Origin of the sequence: Kineococcus haloalkalitolerans, assembly GCF_050871905.1 — a bacterium.
Classification (GTDB): Bacteria; Actinomycetota; Actinomycetes; order Actinomycetales; family Kineococcaceae; genus Kineococcus.
On sequence record NZ_JBJLSH010000062.1, the window covers coordinates 1 to 19,005 of the forward strand.

The following is a 19,005-nucleotide window of genomic DNA, read 5'->3' on the forward strand; positions in this document are numbered from 1 at the left end:
AGAGCAGCCAAGACTCCAGCTCCCGCCCCACCCCCCCCCCCCCCACCCCCACCACCCCCCCCCCCCCCCCCCCCCCCCCCCCCCCCCCCCCCCCCCCCCCCCCCCACGGCTGGCGCGGGGCGCGGCGTGAGCGCCGCGACGGGCGCGGCCGCCGGGGCGCCGGCGCTGGCCCTGCGCGGGCTGACCAAGCGCTTCGGGGACAAGACCGCCGTGGACGCCCTCGACCTCGACGTGCCCGTCGGCTCCTTCTACGGCGTCGTCGGCCCCAACGGCGCCGGCAAGACGACGACCCTGTCCATGGCGACCGGGCTGCTGCGCCCCGACGGCGGCGCCGCGCACGTGCTGGGCGAGGACCTGTGGCGCGACCCCGACGCCGGCAAGCGCCGCCTGGGCGTCCTGCCCGACGGGGTGCGCCTGTTCGACCGCCTCACCGGCGCCGAGCTGGTCCGCTACGCCGGGCTGCTGCGCGGGATGCCGCGCGACGTCGTCGAGGAGCGCACGGCAGAGCTGCTGGACGCCCTCGGGCTGGCCGACGCCGGCGGCACCCTCGTCGTGGACTACTCCGCGGGCATGACGAAGAAGGTCGCCCTGGCCTGCGCCCTCGTCCACGCCCCGCGCCTGCTCGTCCTCGACGAGCCGTTCGAGGCCGTGGACCCCGTCAGCGGCGCCACCATCCGCGCGATCCTGCAGGACTACGTCGCCGGCGGCGGCACCGTCGTGCTGTCCAGCCACGTCATGGACCTCGTGCAGCGGCTGTGCGACCACGTGGCCGTCATCAGCGCCGGGCGGGTCCTGGCCGCGGGGACGCTGGAGCAGGTGCGTGCCGGCAGCAGCCTGGAGGAGCGGTTCGTCGACCTCGTCGGCGGCGGCCGGGACGTGGCGGGGAGGCTGGCGTGGTTGCGCGACTCGTCGGCCTGAAGCTCCTCCTGCTGCGCAACGGGCTGCGCCGCAGCCCCTGGCAGGTCGTCGCCCTCGTGCTCGGCCTGCTGTGGGGGCTGGGCGTGGTGGTCCTGCTCGGCGCGGGCCTGGTGGCGCTGCGCTTCGCCGGGGTGGACGTCGCCCGCCCCGTCGTCGTCGGCGCCGGTGCGCTCGCCGTCCTGGGGTGGGCGCTCGTCCCCCTCGTGGCCTTCGGCGTCGACGAGACGCTCGACCCGGCCCGGTTCGCCACCTTCGGGGTGCCGCGCCGCCGGCTCGTGCCGGGGCTGCTGCTGGCGGGCCTGATCGGCGGGCCGGGCGTCGTGACGCTGCTGCTGGCGCTGACGACGGCCGTCACGTGGGGCACCTCGCCCGGTGCGGTGCTGGTGGCGCTCGTCGCGGCGCTCCTGGCGACCCTGACGTGCGTGGCCGCCTCCCGGGCCACGACGACCGCGGCCGCCGGCGTGCTGCGCTCGCGCCGCACCCGCGACGTCCTGCTCGTCGTCGGCGGCCTGCTGCTGATCAGCACCGGCCCGGGGATCAACGTGCTCATCGCGCGCGCCGGGGACCTGGCGGCCCTGGCGGGCGCGGTCGTCGACGTCGTGGCGTGGACACCGCTGGGCTACCCGTGGGCGGCGGGCGCGGACGCCGCGCAGGGCCGCTGGGGGACCGCGCTGCTGCGCCTGCTGCTGGCCGCGGCGACCCTCGCGCTGCTCCTGCTGGGGTGGGGCGCGGCGCTCGGCGCCGCCGGCGGCGGCCCGACCGGGGGATCCTCGCGGGCCGCCGCCGCGACGGCCGGGCGCGGGCTCGCCGACCGGCTGGTGGCCCGGCTGCCCGCCGTCCCGGCCGTCGCCGTCGCCCACCGCTGCCTCGTGTACTGGCGGCGCGACCCGCGCTACCTCATCAGCACGGCCTCGCTGCTGGTGGTGCCGCTGCTGCTCGTGGTGATCCCCCTCGCGCAGGGCGGGGACGTGGGCGCGTGGCTGCTGGCCGCCGGCCCGGCCGTCGCCTTCCTCACGGGCTGGTCGCTGCACGACGACGTGGCCTACGACCACTCCGCGTTCGCCCTGCACGTCAGCGCCGGGGTGCGCGGGCGCGACGACCGGGCCGGGCGCGCCCTGGCCGCCGGCTGCTGGCAGCTGCCCGTCGTGGTGCTGCTCGCGGTGGTGCCCGCGGCCGCCGGCGGCCGCTGGGCGCTGCTGCCGGCGGTGCTGGGCCTGTCGCTGGCCCTGTACGGGGCGGGGCTGGGGGTCTCCTGCGTCTCCAGCGCCCTGGCGCCGTACCCGGCGGCCCCGCCGGGCGGCAACCCCTTCCAGACGCCGCGCGGGGCGGCCGCGGCGACCCTCGTGGCGCAGCTGGTCACCACGCTCGTCACGGCCGTCGTCGCGCTGCCGACCGCGGCGGCCGCCGTCGCCACCCTGCTGGGCGTGACGTGGGCGGGCTGGCTCGCGCTGCTCCTGGGAGCTGCCACCGGCGCGCTCGCGGTGCGCACCGGGATCGTCCAGGGCGGGCGGGTGCTGGACCGGCGCGCGCCCGAGGTGCTGGCGACCGTCTCGCGCTCCTGAGTCCCGGGACGACGCAGGCCCCCGTCCCGAGGGGGACGGGGGCCTGCGCGGGTCAGGGGTGGCTCAGAGAGCGCGGACCTGGTCGGCCTGCGGGCCCTTCTGGCCCTGCGTGACCTCGAACTCCACGCGCTGGTTCTCCTCCAGCGAGCGGTAGCCGTTGCCGGCGATCGCCGAGTAGTGGACGAAGACGTCGGGGCCCCCGCCGTCCTGCTCGATGAAGCCGTACCCCTTCTCGGCGTTGAACCACTTGACGGTGCCCTGGGCCATTCCTTCTCCAACACTTCCAGTCGGTGCGGGTCCCGCGCCTTCTGCGGGTCCCGGGCTGAGTGGTACGCCACTCTGCTCGCGGCTGGTGCCGATCACAGGCGACGCCCGCTGCACACTCCGCGGGCGTTTCAGGAACGAACGAGGAGCTGCCTAGCTGCAGCCGCGGGGAAAGTAACACGGACCTCCGCACCGGGCGCAAGACCTCCGTGGCGGTGATCGTCCTCGCGCCGTCGGCGCGCGGCCGGCCCGCGGTCGGCGTGCGAGCGGGCCCGACCGGCCCGACAGTGGTCGCGTGCACGCCGGTGGGGTCGTCCGACGGGTCGCGCGGCGCGGCGGCGCCGGGCCCGGCTCCGCGCCGCCCCGGCTCGCGGCGCCGCCCGCCCCCACGGGGGCGCCCGCCCTCCTCGCGCCGCTGCCCGCGCAGCGGCCGGCCGCGTCGTGCCGGCGCCGCGACGCCCTCACGGCCGCGGTGATCGTCGTGCTGGTGGCGGTGCTGGTCCGCGCGGGCGCGGGGGAGCCGTGGGCCGTCGGCGGCCTGTGGGGCGTCTTCGTGGCCGCCACCGGGCTGGCCGCCCACCGCTGGCAGGAGCACGGCCGCCCGCGCGGTCGCTGACCGCCGGCCGCCCTCCTCCTCAGGCCCGGCGAAGTCACGAGTTCGCCGCACCGAAGTCCCGTGCCAGGATGCGCGGGTGACGTCCGCCCCCGTCCGTGCCCCCGCGCGCCGCCGCGGCTCCCTGCTGCGCATGCTCGGCCCGGCGTTCGTCGCCGCCATCGCCTACGTCGACCCCGGCAACGTCGCCGCCAACCTCACCGCCGGCGCCGCCCACGGCTACCTGCTGCTGTGGGTGCTGGTGGTCGCCAACGCGATGGCCGTGCTCGTGCAGTACCTGTCGGCCAAGCTCAGCGTCGTCAGCGGCCGGACGCTGCCGGAGGTCGTGCGCGACCGGACCGGCCGGAGGACGCGGCTGGCCTACTGGGGGCAGGCCGAGCTCGTGGCCGCCGCCACCGACGTCGCCGAGGTCATCGGCGGCGCGGTCGCCCTGCACCTGCTGTTCGGCACCCCGCTGCTCGTGGGCGGCCTGCTGACCGGCGCCTTCTCGATGGGCCTGCTGGCGCTGCAGGAGCGGCGCAGCACCCGCGTCTTCGAGGGCGCCGTCGTCGCCCTGCTGGTGGTCGTCGTCGTCGGCTTCGTCACCGGGCTGGCGTTCGCGCCGCCCGACCCCGCCGAGGCCGCCGCCGGGCTGGTGCCCCGCTTCGCCGGCAGCGAGACCGTCCTGCTCGCCGCGAGCATGCTCGGCGCCACCGTCATGCCGCACGCCATCTACCTGCACTCGGCCATCGCCCGCGACCACCACGGGACCGTCGCCCGCCGCGACCGCCGCTCCGTCCTGGCCGCCACCCGCGTCGACGTCGTCGGCGCGCTCCTCGTCGCCGGCTGCGTCAACATCGCGATGCTGCTGCTGGCCGCCTCCGCGCTGCGCGGCGTCGAGGGCACCGACACCCTGGAGGGCGCGCACGCCGCCGTCGTCGCCGGCATCGGGCCCGGTGTCGGCCTGCTGTTCGCGATCGGCCTGCTGGCCTCCGGGCTGGCCTCGACGTCCGTCGGCGCCTACGCCGGCTCGATCGTCATGCAGGGCCTGCTGCGCGTGCGGGTGCCGCTGGTGTGGCGGCGGTTCGTCACGATCCTGCCCGCGCTCGTCGTCCTGGGCGCGGGCGTCGACCCCACCCGCGCCCTCGTCCTGAGCCAGGTCGTGCTCAGCTTCGGCATCCCCTTCGCGCTCGTGCCGCTGCTGCGCGCCACGGGTGACCGCGCCCTCATGGGCGAGCACGCGAACGGGCCGGTGGTGAAGGTGCTGGCGGTCGTGGCCGTCACAGCCGTCGTCGCCCTCAACGCCGCGCTGCTGTGGCTGACGTTCGCGGGCTGAGGGCGACGGGGGCGCGACGGGCGACCGGGTCCCGGGCGCTCACGCCCCGGGGATCGGCCGCCGGTCCGGTTCGAGGATCGAGCGGGCGCTGACCACGAGCTGCGGGTCGGGGACGCCGACGACGTCGGCGTCCTTGCCGTCGTAGTCGAAGCGGTGCAGCACCACCCGCATCGCCTCCAGCCGCGCGCGCTTCTTGTCGTTCGTCTTCACGACCGTCCACGGCGCGTAGTCGGTGTCCGTGCGCTCGAACATCGCCTCCTTGGCCGCCGTGTAGTCGTCCCAGCGGTCCAGGCTGGCCAGGTCCATCGGGCTGAGCTTCCACTGCCGCACCGGGTCGATCTGGCGGATCGCGAACCGGGTGCGCTGCTCGGCGCGCGTCACCGAGAACCAGAACTTCACCAGGTGCACGCCGTCGTCGACGAGCATCCGCTCGAACAGCGGCGCCTGGTGCATGAACCGCTCGTACTGGCGCTCGGAGGCGAAGCCCATGACCCGCTCCACCCCGGCGCGGGTGTACCAGGAGCGGTCGAACAGCACGACCTCGCCCTCGGTGGGCAGGTGCGCCACGTAGCGCTGGAAGTACCACTGCCCGGACTCGCGGTCCGAGGGCTTCTCCAGCGCCACCACGCGCGCCCCGCGGGGGTTCAGGTGCTCGGTGAACCGCTTGATGGTGCCGCCCTTGCCGGCCGCGTCGCGGCCCTCGCACAGCACCACCAGCCGCTCACCGGTCGCCTTGACCCACTTCTGCAGCTTCAGCAGCTCGATCTGCAGCAGCCGCTTGGCCGGGTCGTACTCGTCCCGGGAGAGCCGGTGGCCGTACGGGTAGTCCTCGCGCCAGGTGTCCACGGGGGTGCCGTCCGCGCGCAGCAGCACGGGCTCGTCCTCGTCGTCCAGGACGCGCAGGCCCTCCTCCGCGACCAGGTCCACCACGACGGCCCCCGCTCAGCGCTGGTCGCCGAGGGGACCCTCGGCGGCCGCCTCGGCGCGGTCCTGCTCGCTCTCGTCCTCCTCGGCGGGGGCGTCCTCGTCGGCGGTGTGCTCCTCGCCGCCGAGGCCGAAGCCCTCCGAGGTGGGCGGGGCGCCGGGGCCGGCGTCGGCCGCGGCCACCTCCTCGTCCGGGCCGTCGTCGGCGCGGTGGCTGCCCGCACCGGGCAGCAGGGGATCGGCCATCGACACGTCGTCCTCCAGGGTCGCTCGTCGTGCTCGGGTCCTGCTCGGGTCCTACCCGGGCCGGGGGACGTCCACACCCGGCCGGGCGCACCCCAGCAGACGCCGGTGGAGCGCGGGTGACGGGCGGGTGGCCGTCCGGTGCCGGTGGGCCCCGCCCGGCCCCGCTCGGTACGGTCCGCGCGTGGACCGCGACCTCGGGGTCATGCTGCCCCGCGACCTGCCCGCCGAGCGGGTGCTGCCCTTCGCCCGCCGCGCCGACGAGCTGGGCTTCGACGAGCTGTGGGTGGTGGAGGACCTCGGCTTCCGCGGGGGCCTGGCCCAGGCCGCGGCCGTGCTGGCCGCCACGGCGCGCGTGCGCGTCGGGATCGGCGTGCTGCCCGCCGCCGCCCGCAGCGCCGCCTTCACCGCGATGGAGGCCGGCACCCTGGCCGAGCTCTTCCCCGGCCGCGTCCACGTCGGCCTCGGGCACGGGATGCCCGCCTGGATGCGGCAGGCCGGCAGCTGGCCCGCGCGCCCCCTGACCGCGCTCGGCGAGCACCTGGACGCGCTGCGGGCGCTGCTGCGCGGCGAGGAGGTCAGCACCGCCGGCGAGGCCGTGCAGCTGGAGGGCGTGCGCCTGCAGAGCCCGCCGGCGCTCGTGCCGCCCGTCCTCGCCGGCGTGCGGGGGCCGCGCTCGCTCGCGCTGGCCGGGCAGCGCGCCGACGGCGTCGTGCTCGCCGAGCCCGCCACCCCCGAGTACGTGCGCGCCGCGCTGCAGCGGGCCGCCCCCACCGGGCCCTTCCGCGTCGTCGGCTACGACGTGGCCGCCGTCGACGACGACGCCGACGCCGCGCTCGAGCGGGTCCGCCCCGCGCTGGCGTGGGTGGGCGAGCCGGACTGGGCCCCGCACCTGGAGCCCCTGGACATCGCCGCCGACCTGGCCGCCGTGCGCGCCGGCGTCGACGGCCCGGACGCCTTCGCCCGCGCCCTCAGCGCCGAGCAGGTGCGCCGCCTGGCCGTGGCCGGCACCCCCGAGCAGGCGCGCGCCGCCGTCGCCGCCCGCCACGACGCCGGCACCTCCTGCGTCGTCCTGGCCCCCGCCGGCCCCGACCCGCTGGCCGCGCTGGAGGACCTGGCGCGGCTGCTGCCCGGCGCCGCGGCCGCTCCGAGGTGAGCGGAGGCGCCGCGCGTGGTTGGCTGATCCACCGCGTGGTCCGCTGAGGACCCCGCACCCCGACGGGACGGCGAGACGGGAGAGCACCGGCGTGGACGAGACGCCCCGGACCGAGGCCGAGGCCTCCAGCGAGAGCGAGATCACCTACGACGAGTCGCGCTTCCCGGCGCGGCCGCGGCGCCTGCGCCCGCGGCCCACCGCGCGGCTGCGGGGCCTCGACGCCACGCGCGCCGCCGCCGCCGAGGGCGCGGCCGACGCGAGCAACCCCGCCTACGTGCGCTGGCTCGTCGAGCAGTCGATGCTGCACGACGCCGGCGCGCTCAGCCGGCAGGTGTCCGGGCAGTCGTCGATGTGGGCCAACCCCTACGCCGAGCCCGACGCCCGCCGCGCCGTCGACTCGGCGTCCGTCTGGTTCACCGCCTACCCGATCTCCCTGGTCAACCCGCCCGGGCAGTCGTTCCTGGCCTCCCTCGGCTCGCCCGACCTGTGGAAGATCTTCTCCGAGGTCGGCATCGACGCCGTGCACACCGGCCCCGTCAAGCGCGCCGGCGGCCTGGACGGCTGGCGCACCACCCCCAGCGTCGACGGGCACTTCGACCGCGTCTCCACCGAGATCGACCCCGCGTTCGGCACCGAGGACGAGTTCCGCCGCATGTGCGAGGTCGCCGCCGACCACGGCGGCAGCGTCATCGACGACATCGTCCCCGGCCACACCGGCAAGGGCGCGGACTTCCGCCTGGCGGAGATGAAGCACGGCGACTACGCCGGGATCTACCACATGGTCGAGATCCCGGAGGAGGACTGGCACCTGCTGCCGGACGTGCCGGCCGGGCAGGACGCCGCGAACCTCAGCGCCGAGGCGGAGATCGCCCTGGAGGAGGCCGGGTACATCATCGGCCGCCTGCAGCGCGTCATCTTCTACGCCCCCGGTGTCAAGGACACGAACTGGTCGGCCACCCCGCCCGTGCTGGGCGTCGACGGCCGGATGCGCCGCTGGGTGTACCTGCACTACTTCAAGGCCGGGCAGCCGTCCATCAACTGGCTGGACCCCTCCTTCGCCGGGATGCGGCTGGTCATCGGCGACGCCCTGCACTCGCTGTCGGACCTGGGCACCTCGGCGCTGCGCCTGGACGCCAACGGGTTCCTCGGCGTGGAGAAGAGCGCCGCGGAGGGTTCCCCGGCCTGGTCGGAGGGGCACCCGCTGTCGGAGGCGGCGAACCACTTCATCGCCGGCATGGTCCGCAAGGTGGGGGGTTTCACCTTCCAGGAGCTGAACCTCACGATGGAGGACATCCGCGACACCGGCCGCGTCGGCGCGGACCTGTCGTACGACTTCATCACCCGCCCCGGCTACCAGCACGCCCTCGCCACGGGGGACACGGAGTTCCTGCGGCTGACGCTGCGCACGGCGCTGGAGCTGGGCATCGACCCCGCCTCCCTCGTCCACGCGCTGCAGAACCACGACGAGCTGACGTACGAGCTCGTCCACTGGGCCACGACCCACAAGGACGACGAGTACACGTTCCGCCGCCGCACCGTCACCGGCGGGCAGCTGGCCGAGGAGGTCCGCCAGGACCTGCTGGACAAGCTCACCGGCGAGGCCGGCCCCTACAACCGGGTGTTCACCACCAACGGCATCGCCTCCACGACGGCCTCGGTGGTGGCGGCCGCGCAGGGCCACCGCGACCTGGACTCCCTGACCCCCGACGACGTCGAGCGGATCAAGCGCGCCCACCTGCTGCTGGCGATGTTCAACGCCTGGCAGCCGGGGGTGTTCGCGCTGTCCGGGTGGGACCTCGTGGGCAGCCTGCCGCTGCCCACGGAGAAGGTGTCCGACCTCATCGCCACCGGTGACACCCGCTGGGTCGAGCGCGGCGCGCACGACCTCATGGACGTCAACCCCGACGCCACCGAGTCCACGTCGGGGATGCCGGTGGCGCGCACCCTGTACGGGTCGCTGCCCCTGCAGGTGGCCGACCCGGACTCGTTCCTGTCCGGGCTCGCGCGCGTCATCGCGGTGCGCCGCGAGTACGGCATCGCCACCGGCCGCACCGTCGACGTCCCCGACGTCGCGCACCCGGCGATGCTCGTCCTGGTCCACGAGGTGGAGGTTCCGGGCGCGGAACCCGGCCCGACGCCGACCCTGCAGGTCACCGTCCTGAACTTCGGCCCCGAGCCGATCGAGGGCACGGTGCGCTCGTCGGCGTTCGAGCCGCGGGTGCCGGTGCGCGACCTGTCCGCCGGCGCGGAGATCGGCTGGGTCGACGACCTGCAGAGCTTCGGCGTGTGGCTGGCGCCGTACGGCGGCATGGCGCTGCTGCTGCAGCCGCAGCCGGACTCCGGCGGGGAGAAGACCCTCAGCGAGGACTGACGGCCGGGCCGCCGCGGGCACCGATCGCCGCGGCGGCCAGCGCCGTCGTCACGGGCACCGTCACCGCCAGGGCGCTGCCGCCGACGGCGGTGCGCACCAGCTCCTCCGCGATCACCGCGGAGGTGAGGACCTCCCCGAGCGGCTGCGCGTACAGGCGCAGCAGGAGCAGCGAGGGCAGCGCCGCGCCCGCGTAGGCGAACGCCACCGTGTAGACGGTGGAGGCCAGGTGGTCGCGCCCGACCCGCATGCCCGCCGACAGCAGGGTCCGGAACCCGGCGCGCGGGTCGGCGGCGCGCAGCTCCCACACCGCCGACGCCTGCGTGATCGTCACGTCGTTGAGCAGGCCCAGCGCCGCCACGAGCGTCCCGGCGAGCACGACGCCGCGCAGGTCCACCGCGCCCGTGAGCACGGAGACGGTGTACGACTCCTCGTCGCTCAGGCCGCGCAGGCCGGTCGCGTCGACGGCCAGGACCGCGAACCCCGCCGTGACCGCCAGCCCCGCGAGCGTGCCCAGGTAGGCGGCCGTCGTGCGGGTGGAGATGCCGTGCGTGACGTACAGGACGACGCCCATGACGGCGGTGGCCGCGCTCAGCGACACCACGACCGGGTCGCGGCCGGCCAGCAGCGCCGGCAGCACGTACCAGGCGACGGCGGCGCCGCCCAGGCCCAGCCCCAGCAGCGCGGCCGCGCCGCGGCGGCGCCCGACGAGCACCGTCAGCAGTACGAACACCCCGACGACCACCGCCAGCGACCAGCGGCGGTCCACGTCCTGCCACACGCGGGTCGCCGGCTGCCCGTCGGCGGCGGGGAACTCCAGCAGCACGACGCCGTCGCCGGCGCGCAGGCCGCCGGCGTGCACCGCCTGCGGCACCGTCACCGTGGTCACCTCACCCGCGGCGGCGTCCCCGTCGACGCGGACGTCGGCCTCCGGGCACGGCACCACCCGCGGCAGGGTGCCGTCGGGCAGCCGCTCCTCGGCCAGCTCGCCGCGGCACTCGCGGGCTCGGACGGCCACCACCTCCCCGCGCACGGTCTGCGCGCCGGTGTAGGCCACGGAGGCGTCGGGCAGGTCGGCGGCCGAGGGCCACGTGGCGGCGATCCCGGCGCCGGAGGCGAGCAGCGCGAGGAGCACGAGGACGGTCAGCAGCCGCCGCACCCCCCGCGGGGTGGGCACGTCCGGCGGTGGGCCGCCGTGCGAGTGCCCGGCGCGGAGGCCCTCGGCCCCCTCGGGCCCGGCGTTCGACGCCCCGCGGTCGTCCGATCGCTCCACGTCACCCATCCCACCACGCCCCCCACCCCCTCCGTGATCTTGCAGGGTTTCCCGGCAAGATCACGGAGGAGGTGGCCACGACCCCCGCGGTGATCACGGGCGGGTGAGGGCTGGACCGTCCGTGATCACGGCGGGGAGACGGGGGAGGGGAGGGCCTCAGGAGGGGCGGGGCGCGCGGGGGATGCGGTAGCGGATCAGCCGCGCGGAGTTCACCGCCACGAACACCGACGAGGCGTTGTGCGCCACGGCCGCCAGCACGGGCGAGAGCGCCCCCGCCGCGCCCAGCGCGAGGCCCAGCCCGTTCACCGCGATCGAGGCGCCGTAGTTCTGCCGGACCAGCGTCAGCGTCCGGTCGCCCAGGTCGCGCAGGTGCAGCAGGCGGCGCAGGTCGTCCCCGACGAGGGCGACGTCCGCGGTCTCCACCGCGACGTCCGTGCCCGACAGTCCCATCGCCACGCCCAGGTCGGCCATCGCCAGCGCCGGGGCGTCGTTCGTGCCGTCGCCGACGACCGCGACGACGTACCCCTCGGCCTGCAGCTGCCGCACGACGTCCTGCTTGTGCTCGGGCATCACCTCGGCCCGGAACTCCTCCAGCCCCAGCTCGGCGGCCACCGCGGCCGCCGTGCGCGGGTTGTCGCCGGTGAGCATGACGATCCGCCGGACCCCGCTGCGGCGCAACGCCTCCAGCACCTCGACGGCCTCCGGCCGCACCTCGTCGCGCAGGCTCACCAGACCCGTGAGGACCCCGTCGACGGCCAGCAGCAGCGGCGTCTCGGCCGCCGCCTGCAGCTCGTCCACCCAGCCCCGGGCGTGCTCGTCCACGGGCACGCCCTCGCGCTCCATGAGCCCGGTGCTGCCGACGAGCAGCACGCGGCCGCTGGCCTGCACCCGCATCCCCAGGCCGAGGATGACCTCGCACTCCTCGTGGGTGGGGATGACGAGGTGGCGCTCCTCGGTGGAGCGGATGACGGCCTGCGCGAGCGGGTGCTTGGAGTGCACCTCGGAGTTCGCGGCCTCGCTGAGCACCTCCTCGGGCGTCCAGTCGTCGCGGAACGACAGCACGTTCGTCACGACGGGGCGCCCGACGGTCAGCGTGCCGGTCTTGTCGAAGACGAACGCGTCGACGCGGCCGGCGGCCTCCAGGTGCGAGCCGCCCTTGACGAGGATGCCGCGGCGCGCGCCGTTGCCGATGGCGGCGCTGATGGCCGTCGGCGTGGCCAGGCCCACCGCGCACGGGCAGGCGATGAGCAGCATCGTCATGGCCCGCCGCACGTCGCGGGTGACGAGCAGGGTCAGCAGGCTCAGCGCGAACGAGGCGGGCACGAACCTGCGGCTGAACGCGTCGCCGACGGTCTGCACGGGCGCGCGGTCGTCCTGGGCCTCCTCGACGCGGGCGATGATGCGGCCCACGGCGGTCTCGGCGCCCGTGGCGGTGGCGCGCACGACGAGGCGCCCGCGCAGGACGACGCTGCCGGCCAGGACGGTGTCGCCGACGGTGCGCTGCACGGGCAGGTTCTCGCCGGTGAGCGCGGCCTGGTCGACGACGGCCTCGCCCTCGACGACTTCCCCGTCCACGGCGACCGTGGACTGGTCGTGGACGACGACGAGGTCGCCGGGGTGCAGGTCCTCCAGCGGCACCTGCCGCTCCACGGCCTGCCCGTCGACGTCGGTGCGCACCCAGGCGGTGGTCTCGCTGCCGCTGAGCAGGTCGGCGATGGCGCGGCGGGTGCGCCGCAGCGTGAGGTCCTGCAGGTACTCGCCGATGTTCAACAGCCACAGGACCGTGAGGGCGACGACGTTCTCGCGCAGCAGGAGGCTGGCGACGGTGGCCGCGGAGACGAGGGCGTCGGTGCCGGCGCTGCGCCGGCCGGCGAGCGCGCCGACGGCGCCCTTGAGGAACGGGTACCCGGAGAAGATCGTCACGCCCGTGGCGACCAGCCGCGAGGTGGGCCCGAGCAGCGCGGGGCGGCCGAAGCCGTACCGCCGCACGCCCAGGCCGAGCAGGGCCAGGCCGCCGACGGCGATGCGGGCGACCTCGCCGTTGCGCACGTCCGCCGAGCGCGGGGCGCGCTCGGCGGGGGCGTCGGCGGGCACGGTGGCCGAGGCGACGACGGCCGCGGCGATGCGCTCGGCGGCGTGCTCGCCCAGGACGTCGGGGTCGTAGTGGACGACCACGCCGCCCGTGGCGGGGTAGGCGGTCGCCCGGCGCACGCCGGGGACCAGCTCGGCGGCGTCCTCGGCGGCCACCGCGCGGGCCGGGCTGCGCCGCAGCCAGGCGGCCCGCAGGCGCACCCGGCCGGCGGCGCAGGCGACGATCTCCAGGGGCTCGAGGACGACCGTCACGCGCTCAGTGCTGGTGGTCGTGACCGGCCGCGGGCGCCTGGCGCACGGGGGCGGTCTCGCCGAGCTCGGCGTAGGCCTGGGCGACGATGTCGCCGGCGCCCAGGCGGGTGCGCTCGACGCCGACCTCCGCGGCCCGCGAGGCGCGGATGCCGAGCTTGGTCCCCCCGACGGCGACGCGGCGCAGGGCCGCGCTGCCGCGGCCGTCGCTGACGGCCTTGACGATGCCGGCCGAGGCGGCGGCGGTGAGGACGAGGCGTCCGAGGGGGGCGGCGAGAGGGATCACGGTCTGCTCCACGGGTCCGGGGGTCTGCGGCGATGGTCCCACGGCGCGCGGGGCCGCGCCGGGGGACCGGTCCCCGCTCAGCGTCCGTAGCGGCGCTTGAACTTCTCGACGCGGCCCTCGGTGTCCAGGACGCGGGCGGTGCCGGTCCAGAACGGGTGGCTGGCGGAGGAGACGTCGACGTCGACGACGGGGTAGGTGCGCCCGTCCTCCCACTCGACGGTGTCGCGCTCGCGGTCGGTGACGAGCGTGGAGCGGGACAGGAACGCGACGCCGGCGGACCGGTCGCGGAAGACGACGGGGCCGTAGGCGGGGTGGATGCCGTCCTTCACGGGGACCTCCTCCAGTCGGGAATGATTGTCGGTAGCGGTAGTGTTGCACGGGACGTCCACCCCGAGGAGGAGCCCGTGCCCGCGCGGTGCCAGGTGACCGGAGCCGTCCCCGGCTTCGGCAAGTCCGTGTCCCACTCCCACCGCCGCACCAGCCGGCGCTGGGACCCCAACGTCCAGCGCAAGACCTACTGGGTGCCCTCGCTGGGCCGGAACGTGAAGCTCACGGTCTCCGCCCGGGGCATCAAGACCATCGACCGCCGCGGCATCGAGGCGGTGGTCGCCGACCTGCAGCGCCGAGGAGAGCTCTGATGGCCAAGCACACCGACGTCCGCCCCGTGATCAAGGTCCGGTCCACGGCCGGCACCGGTTACACGTACGTCACCCGCAAGAACCGCCGCAACGACCCCGACCGCCTCGTCGTGCGCAAGTACGACCCCGTCGTGCGCCGGCACGTCGACTTCCGCGAGGAGCGCTGATGGCCAAGACCAGCAAGGTCGTCAAGAACGAGCAGCGGCGGGCCGTCGTCGCCCGCTACGCCGTCCGCCGCGCCGAGCTCAAGCGCACCGCGACCGCCGCGAGCGCCACCGAGGAGGAGCGCGCCGCCGCCCGCGCGGCCCTGCAGCGGCTGCCCCGCGACGCCAGCCCCGTGCGCGTGCGCAACCGCGACGCCGTCGACGGCCGGCCCCGCGGGCACGTCCGGGCGTTCGGCCTCTCGCGGATCAAGCTGCGGGAGATGGCCCACGCCGGGCAGCTGCCCGGCGTCACGAAGTCGAGCTGGTGAGGGGGGACCGAGGGTGAAGGTGCGCGCGTCGCTGAAGGCGCTCAAGGGCAAGCCGGGCTCGATCGTCGTGCGGCGGCGGGGCAGGACGTACGTCATCAACAAGCGCGACCCGCGCTGGAAGGCCCGCCAGGGCTGACCCCCGCCCCACCCCCACCGTGATCTTGCAGGGACTCCCAGCGGGATCACGGCGGGTGGGAGGGGAGGATGCCGGGGTGAGCACCGCCGAGCGCCCCGCCCCCGAGACCGCCCCCGAGCCCGTGGCGCTGCGGACGGAGGACCCCGCGTCCCCCGCCGGGCGGCGGCTGCGCGAGGCGTACTGGACCGACGTCGCCGCGGCGTGCGGGCTGGACGCCGGGAGCGGGGTGCCCGCCGGGGACGAGGACAGCCTCGCGGCCCCGCGCGGGACGTTCCTCGTGGCCGCCGCCCGCGGCGGCGACGTCGGCTGCGTCGGGGTGCGCCTGCTCGACGCGGGCACCGCGGAGGTCAAGCGGCTGTACGTGGCGCCGGCCGCCCGCGGGCTGCGCCTGGGCGGGCGGCTGCTGGAGGCCGCCGAGGAGTGGGCCCGCGCGCGCGGCGCCGAGCGCGTGGTGCTGGACACCCGCCGCGAGCTCGTCGCGGCCCTGGCGCTGTACGCGCGCGCCGGGTACGCCGAGGTCGAGCCCTACAACGACAACCCCGACGCGCAGGTCTGGCTCGCCAAGCCCCTCGCTCCCTGACCCTCACACCTCCGTGATCTTGCTGGGAATCCCTGCAAGATCACGGAGGGGAGGCGTGGAGAGGACGGCGGGTCAGGGGGTCGCGGGCTCGGGCGCCGGGGACGGCACCGCGGGGGCGGCGGGACGGTCGGCCGGCCGGCGCAGGCGCGCCACGAGCCGGCACGCCAGGTAGATGAGGAACGAGATCGTCGTCACGAACGGGCTGATGGGGATCGTCGTGCCCAGCGCCACCAGCGTGCCGCCGACCATCGCCGTCGTCGCGAACGCCACCGACAGCAGCGGCACCACGACCGGCGATGAGCTGACCCGCACGGCCGCCGCGGCCGGCGTCACCAGCAGCGCCAGCACCAGCAGCGCGCCCACGACCTGCACGCTCATCGCCACCGCCAGGCCCAGCACCAGCGTGAACGCCGGCGCCAGCAGCCCCACCGGCACCCCGCGCGCCTGCGCGACGTCCGCGTCCAGGCTGGCGAACAGCAGCGGACGCCACAGCACCGCCAGCGCCGCCAGCACCACCACGGCGATCCCCGCCAGCGCCGCCAGCTGCACGTCGGCGACCGCGACCACCTGACCGGTCAGCAGGCCGAACTTGTTCGACGCCCGCCCCTCGTACAGCGACAGGAACAGCACGCCCAGGCCCAGCCCGAACGGCATGAGGACGCCGACGGCGGAGTTGTGGTCGCGCGCCCGCGCCCCCAGCACCCCGAACAGCGTCGCCGCCAGCACCGACCCCACGAGCGAGCCGGTGACCACGTCCACGCCCAGCAGCAGCGCCGCCGCACCGCCCGCGAAGCTCAGCTCGCTGATCCCGTGCACCGCGAACGGCAGGTCCCGCGAGACGACGAACACCCCGACCAGCCCGCCGACCAGCCCCAGCAGCAGCCCCGCCCACAGCGTGTTGCGCACCAGCGACAGCAGGGCGCCGTAGTCGCTGAAGTCGAAGACCCCGGACAGCGCGTCCATCAGGACACCTCCTCGTGCGGGTGGTCCGGCGGCGCGGCGGCGCCCGCCACGAGCAGGCGGTCACCGGAGCGCAGCACCTCCACCGGCGAGCCGTACAGCTCGCTCAGCGTCGCCGAGGTCATGACCTCCCCGGGCGGGCCGACCCGGAACCGGCCCGCGGCCAGGTACAGCACCCGGTCCGCGTACGGCAGGACCGGGTTGACGTCGTGGGTGACGAACAGGACCGCCGCCCCGGTGCGCCGGCGCGAGGCGTCGACGAGGGCGCTGACGGCCCGCTGGTGGTGCAGGTCCAGCGACAGCAGCGGCTCGTCGCACAGCAGCAGCGCCGGGTCGCCGACGACGGCCTGCGCCACCCGCAGCCGCTGCTGCTCCCCGCCGGACAGGCGCCCGACCGGTTCGTCGGCGTACGCGGTGGCGCCCACGTCGGCCAGGACGCGGTCCACCGCGGCGCGCGCCCCGCGCGAGGGCAGCGGCAGGCCCCAGCGGTGCCCGTCCAGGCCCAGGCGCACGAAGTCCCGCGCGCGCAGCGGCAGGTCGACGGGCACGCCCTTCTGCTGGGGGACGTAGCCGACGTCGCGGCTGCCGCGGCGCACCGGACGGCCGGCGACCTCCACGGCACCGGCGGTCAGCCGCCGCTGGCCCAGGACGGCCTTGAGCAGGCTGGACTTGCCCGCGCCGTTGGCGCCGAGCACGGCGACGAACTCGCCGGGCGCCACGTCCAGGTCGAGGCCCGACCACAGGACGCGGGACCCGAACGCCAGCCCCGCGCCGCGCAGCCGCAGCGCCGGCGGTGACGCGGCGGTGCTCGCCGCCCGGCCGCGGTGGGTCGACGGGGCGCTCACGCCCGCAGGGCCGCCACGAGCGCGTCCACGTTCCGCTCCATCCACGACACGTAGTCCTCGCCCTCGGGCAGCGTCTCCGTCACGGGGACGACCGCGACCTGCGCCGCCTCGGCGGCCTCGCGCACCTGGTCGGTCTGCGCGCTCTCGGTCTGCTCGTTGAGGACGAGCGCACGCACCTGCTCCCCGGTGAACAGCGCCAGGGTCTCCTGCAGCACCGCCACCGGCGCGTCGGAGTCCTCCTCGACGGCGCGGCTGAACTCCGCCGGGGTGAGGTCCTGCGCGCCGAGGTCCTCCAGCAGGTACAGCGGGACCGGCTCGGTCACCGCGACGGCGGGGGCGCCGAGCGCCGCCGCCTCCTGCTCGACGCGCTCCTGCAGCGCGGACACCTGCTCGTCGAAGGCGCGGGCGTTGGCGGCGAAGGTCTCCGCGTCGTCGGGGGAGGCCTGCGCGAGGGCGTCCTCGACGGCGGCGGCGACGGCGCGCACCGTGGCCAGGTCGTACCAGACGTGCTCGTTGAACGCGCCGTGGTCGTGGCCCTCGTGCTCGTCCTCGTGGGCGTGCTCGCCGGCGTGCTCCTCCCCGGCGTGCTCCTCCCCGGCGTGCTCGTCCCCGGCGTGCTCGTCCTCGCCGGTGTCCAGCCCGGAGACCTCGACGGCGTCCACGACCACGGCGCCCGTGCCGGACGCCTCGAGCATCGTGTCGACGAAGCTGTCGTAGCCGCCGCCGTTCTTCACGACGACGTCCGCGCGCGAGAGGGCCAGCTGGTCGCGGGTCGTGCCCTCGTAGGAGTGCGGGTCCACGTTGCCGCCGCTGATGATCGAGGTGACCTCGGCGGCGTCGCCGGCCACGGCCGCGGCGATGTCGCCGTAGACGTCGGTGGAGGCCACGACGCTCAGCGCGGGGCCCGCGGCGTCGCCGGAGCCGCCGGTGGTGCCGCCGGCCTGCCCGGTGGTGGTGCCGCCGCCGCACGCGGACAGCAGCAGCGTCCCCGCGAGGGCGAGGGGCAGCGTGGTGCGGGTGGTGCGCGGGCGCGGCACGGCGACTCCCGGACGTGGTGGGGATGGGAACGGTTCTCGGCCAGGGTAAGCCCGCCGGGCGGCGCCGGGAGCCGCCCGGTTGCTACCGTCCGCGGCCAGGAGGCGCCGAGCCTCCCCGGACGAGCGCGCCGTACCCGGACAGCGACAAGACGGTGCCGAGGAGTGGTCGTCGTGGCCTGGGTCGTGCTCGTCGTGTCCGGGGTGCTCGAGACGGTGTGGGCGTCCGCGCTCGCCTCCGTCCGGGGGTTCTCCCGGCCCGTCCCGCTGGTCGTCTTCGCGCTCGCCCTGGCGGGCAGCATGGCCGGGCTGGGGTGGTCGCTGCGCTCGCTGCCGGTCGGCACGGCGTACGCGGTGTGGGTGGGCATCGGCGCCGTGGGCACCGCCACCTACGGCATGGTCGCCCTCGGCGACCCGGTGACCGTGGCGCGGATCGTCTGCCTGCTGCTCATCGTCGCCGGGGTCGTGGGGCTCAAGGTCGTCCACTGACCCGGCGGGAAACCCGTTGCCCGGGCGCACCGGCACCGGGTACTCCTGGTGCCGTGGACGTGCGGCGGGCGCTGGTGAACTGCAGCAGGGGCGAGGCGTCGCGGGCGAACCTCGCGCCGTGGGTCGCCGCGGGCGACCTGCCCGCCGGCGACGTGGTCGGCTGGCGCGACCCGAAGGCCCCCGAGCGCGGCTACCTCGTCGTCACCGCGGAGGGCCGCGACCCCGTCGGCGTCGCGCTGCGCGCCCCCTCCGGCGGCGGCGTGCGCGGCGCCGCGATGTGCGACCTGTGCCGCACCACCCGCGGCCCCGGGGACGTGACCCTGTTCGCGGCCGCGCGCGCCGGGGCCGCCGGCCGGCGCGGGGACACCGTCGGCGTGTACGCGTGCAGCGACCTGGACTGCGCCCGCGCCACCCTCGCGCGCCCCTCGGCGTCGCTGCGCCCGGACCCCGGCCGCACGCCGGAGGAGCGGCTCGCGGCGCTCGCCGAGCGCGCCGGGGCCTTCGTCGCCACCGTCCTGGCCACCGCCCCCTGAGGTCCCCGCACCCCTCCCCGCCGTGATCTTGCTGGGAAACCCTGCAAGATCACGGC

22 protein-coding genes, 1 pseudogene and 1 riboswitch are annotated in these 19,005 nt (G+C 76.4%); of the genes and pseudogenes, 13 read left to right on the forward strand and 10 right to left on the reverse strand.

The window, feature by feature from the left end:
* Positions 1-918, forward strand: a 918-nt coding sequence (locus ACRYMY_RS17960) for an ABC transporter ATP-binding protein (RefSeq protein ID WP_432548588.1), incomplete at its 5' end; no start/stop codon positions are given.
* Positions 894-2,480, forward strand: coding sequence for a hypothetical protein (locus ACRYMY_RS17965; RefSeq protein WP_432548589.1), 1,587 nt, complete (start codon positions 894-896; stop codon positions 2,478-2,480). The genes ACRYMY_RS17960 and ACRYMY_RS17965, both read left to right, overlap by 25 nt.
* A 63-nt stretch (positions 2,481-2,543) precedes the next feature.
* Here ACRYMY_RS17965 and ACRYMY_RS17970 read toward each other — a convergent pair whose 3' ends face one another.
* Complete coding sequence (locus ACRYMY_RS17970; RefSeq protein WP_369056314.1) at positions 2,544-2,747, reverse strand: cold-shock protein; 204 nt, start codon at positions 2,745-2,747, stop codon at positions 2,544-2,546.
* A 292-nt stretch (positions 2,748-3,039) separates the two neighbouring features.
* Between ACRYMY_RS17970 and ACRYMY_RS17975 the strand changes: the two genes are divergently transcribed.
* Together ACRYMY_RS17975 and ACRYMY_RS17980 are read left to right on the forward strand one after the other, a co-directional pair.
* Complete coding sequence (locus ACRYMY_RS17975) at positions 3,040-3,360, forward strand: hypothetical protein (protein WP_432548590.1); 321 nt, start codon at positions 3,040-3,042, stop codon at positions 3,358-3,360.
* Positions 3,361-3,418: 58 nt separating this feature from the next.
* Positions 3,419-4,672 (forward strand): annotated as a pseudogene (locus tag ACRYMY_RS17980) (Nramp family divalent metal transporter); the annotation flags it as partial.
* Positions 4,673-4,711: 39 nt separating this feature from the next.
* Here the strand turns inward: ACRYMY_RS17980 and ppk2 are convergent.
* Both ppk2 and ACRYMY_RS17990 read right to left on the reverse strand, forming a co-directional pair.
* Positions 4,712-5,599: a polyphosphate kinase 2 gene (gene ppk2 / locus ACRYMY_RS17985; protein WP_432548606.1), complete on the reverse strand. Its 888-nt coding sequence runs from the start codon at positions 5,597-5,599 to the stop codon at positions 4,712-4,714.
* Positions 5,600-5,614: 15 nt separating this feature from the next.
* Positions 5,615-5,842, reverse strand: a complete 228-nt coding sequence (locus ACRYMY_RS17990; protein WP_432548591.1) for a hypothetical protein — start codon at positions 5,840-5,842, stop codon at positions 5,615-5,617.
* Positions 5,843-6,044: 202 nt separating this feature from the next.
* Between ACRYMY_RS17990 and ACRYMY_RS17995 the strand changes: the two genes are divergently transcribed.
* Both ACRYMY_RS17995 and treS read left to right on the forward strand, forming a co-directional pair.
* Positions 6,045-6,995: an LLM class flavin-dependent oxidoreductase gene (locus ACRYMY_RS17995; RefSeq protein WP_432548607.1), complete on the forward strand. Its 951-nt coding sequence runs from the start codon at positions 6,045-6,047 to the stop codon at positions 6,993-6,995.
* A gap of 91 nt (positions 6,996-7,086) precedes the next feature.
* The gene (treS, locus tag ACRYMY_RS18000) at positions 7,087-9,366 is read left to right on the forward strand and encodes a maltose alpha-D-glucosyltransferase (protein WP_432548592.1); all 2,280 of its coding nucleotides are present in this window, start codon (positions 7,087-7,089) and stop codon (positions 9,364-9,366) included.
* On the opposite strand, the gene ACRYMY_RS18005 is transcribed toward treS, so the two are convergent.
* From ACRYMY_RS18005 to ACRYMY_RS18020, 4 genes are all read right to left on the reverse strand, one after another.
* Positions 9,353-10,540 (reverse strand): YibE/F family protein, encoded by a 1,188-nt coding sequence (locus ACRYMY_RS18005; protein WP_432548593.1) that lies wholly within the window; start codon positions 10,538-10,540, stop codon positions 9,353-9,355. The two genes, treS and ACRYMY_RS18005, sit on opposite strands and share 14 nt — an antisense overlap.
* Positions 10,541-10,792: 252 nt before the next feature.
* On the reverse strand, positions 10,793-12,979 hold the full coding sequence (locus ACRYMY_RS18010) for a heavy metal translocating P-type ATPase (protein ID WP_432548594.1): 2,187 nt from the start codon (positions 12,977-12,979) through the stop codon (positions 10,793-10,795).
* A gap of 4 nt (positions 12,980-12,983) precedes the next feature.
* Positions 12,984-13,262, reverse strand: a complete 279-nt coding sequence (locus ACRYMY_RS18015; protein ID WP_432548595.1) for a DUF1490 family protein — start codon at positions 13,260-13,262, stop codon at positions 12,984-12,986.
* Positions 13,263-13,339: 77 nt separating this feature from the next.
* Complete coding sequence (locus ACRYMY_RS18020) at positions 13,340-13,591, reverse strand: type B 50S ribosomal protein L31 (protein WP_432548596.1); 252 nt, start codon at positions 13,589-13,591, stop codon at positions 13,340-13,342.
* A gap of 75 nt (positions 13,592-13,666) precedes the next feature.
* Between ACRYMY_RS18020 and rpmB the strand changes: the two genes are divergently transcribed.
* The 5 genes from rpmB to ACRYMY_RS18045 all read left to right on the forward strand — a co-directional run bounded on the left by rpmB (position 13,667) and on the right by ACRYMY_RS18045 (position 15,088).
* A complete protein-coding gene (gene rpmB / locus ACRYMY_RS18025; RefSeq protein WP_432548597.1) occupies positions 13,667-13,900 on the forward strand; it encodes a 50S ribosomal protein L28 in 234 nt (77 codons plus the stop codon).
* A complete protein-coding gene (rpmG, locus tag ACRYMY_RS18030; protein ID WP_432548598.1) occupies positions 13,900-14,067 on the forward strand; it encodes a 50S ribosomal protein L33 in 168 nt (55 codons plus the stop codon). The genes rpmB and rpmG overlap by 1 nt, the downstream gene beginning before the upstream one ends.
* Positions 14,067-14,372 carry a 30S ribosomal protein S14 gene (gene rpsN, locus ACRYMY_RS18035; RefSeq protein WP_432548599.1) on the forward strand — a complete coding sequence of 102 codons (306 nt, stop codon included), beginning with the start codon at positions 14,067-14,069 and terminating at the stop codon, positions 14,370-14,372. The genes rpmG and rpsN overlap by 1 nt, the downstream gene beginning before the upstream one ends.
* Positions 14,373-14,385: 13 nt before the next feature.
* Positions 14,386-14,508, forward strand: coding sequence for a type B 50S ribosomal protein L36 (ykgO, locus tag ACRYMY_RS18040; RefSeq protein WP_369056327.1), 123 nt, complete (start codon positions 14,386-14,388; stop codon positions 14,506-14,508).
* Between the two features lie 76 nt (positions 14,509-14,584).
* On the forward strand, positions 14,585-15,088 hold the full coding sequence (locus ACRYMY_RS18045) for a GNAT family N-acetyltransferase (protein ID WP_432548600.1): 504 nt from the start codon (positions 14,585-14,587) through the stop codon (positions 15,086-15,088).
* Between the two features lie 72 nt (positions 15,089-15,160).
* On the opposite strand, the gene ACRYMY_RS18050 is transcribed toward ACRYMY_RS18045, so the two are convergent.
* From ACRYMY_RS18050 to ACRYMY_RS18060, 3 genes are read right to left on the reverse strand one after another with little or no spacing between them, the layout of a single operon-like run.
* A complete protein-coding gene (locus ACRYMY_RS18050; protein ID WP_432548601.1) occupies positions 15,161-16,051 on the reverse strand; it encodes a metal ABC transporter permease in 891 nt (296 codons plus the stop codon).
* Entirely contained in the window at positions 16,051-16,893 is an 843-nt protein-coding gene (locus ACRYMY_RS18055) for a metal ABC transporter ATP-binding protein (protein WP_432548602.1), read from the reverse strand. Before ACRYMY_RS18055 ends, ACRYMY_RS18050 begins: the two co-directional genes overlap by 1 nt.
* Complete coding sequence (locus ACRYMY_RS18060) at positions 16,890-17,930, reverse strand: metal ABC transporter solute-binding protein, Zn/Mn family (protein ID WP_432548603.1); 1,041 nt, start codon at positions 17,928-17,930, stop codon at positions 16,890-16,892. The genes ACRYMY_RS18055 and ACRYMY_RS18060 overlap by 4 nt, the downstream gene beginning before the upstream one ends.
* Positions 17,931-18,024: 94 nt before the next feature.
* Positions 18,025-18,089: riboswitch (guanidine-III (ykkC-III) riboswitch) on the forward strand.
* Between the two features lie 12 nt (positions 18,090-18,101).
* Between ACRYMY_RS18060 and ACRYMY_RS18065 the strand changes: the two genes are divergently transcribed.
* Together ACRYMY_RS18065 and ACRYMY_RS18070 are read left to right on the forward strand one after the other, a co-directional pair.
* Complete coding sequence (locus ACRYMY_RS18065; RefSeq protein WP_432548604.1) at positions 18,102-18,416, forward strand: DMT family transporter; 315 nt, start codon at positions 18,102-18,104, stop codon at positions 18,414-18,416.
* Between the two features lie 53 nt (positions 18,417-18,469).
* Positions 18,470-18,949: an FBP domain-containing protein gene (locus ACRYMY_RS18070; protein WP_432548605.1), complete on the forward strand. Its 480-nt coding sequence runs from the start codon at positions 18,470-18,472 to the stop codon at positions 18,947-18,949.
* Positions 18,950-19,005 lie beyond the last annotated feature (56 nt).

What these genes read in the sequence shown, in the direction of transcription:
- ACRYMY_RS17990 (WP_432548591.1), bottom strand. Translation starts at nt 5,842, where the DNA reads ATGGCCGATCCCCTGCTGCCCGGTGCGGGCAGCCACCGCGCCGACGAC.
- ACRYMY_RS17970 (WP_369056314.1), bottom strand. Translation starts at nt 2,747, where the DNA reads ATGGCCCAGGGCACCGTCAAGTGGTTCAACGCCGAGAAGGGGTACGGC.
- ACRYMY_RS18050 (WP_432548601.1), bottom strand. Translation starts at nt 16,051, where the DNA reads ATGGACGCGCTGTCCGGGGTCTTCGACTTCAGCGACTACGGCGCCCTG.
- rpmG (WP_432548598.1), top strand. Translation starts at nt 13,900, where the DNA reads ATGGCCAAGCACACCGACGTCCGCCCCGTGATCAAGGTCCGGTCCACG.
- ACRYMY_RS17995 (WP_432548607.1), top strand. Translation starts at nt 6,045, where the DNA reads ATGCTGCCCCGCGACCTGCCCGCCGAGCGGGTGCTGCCCTTCGCCCGC.
- rpsN (WP_432548599.1), top strand. Translation starts at nt 14,067, where the DNA reads ATGGCCAAGACCAGCAAGGTCGTCAAGAACGAGCAGCGGCGGGCCGTC.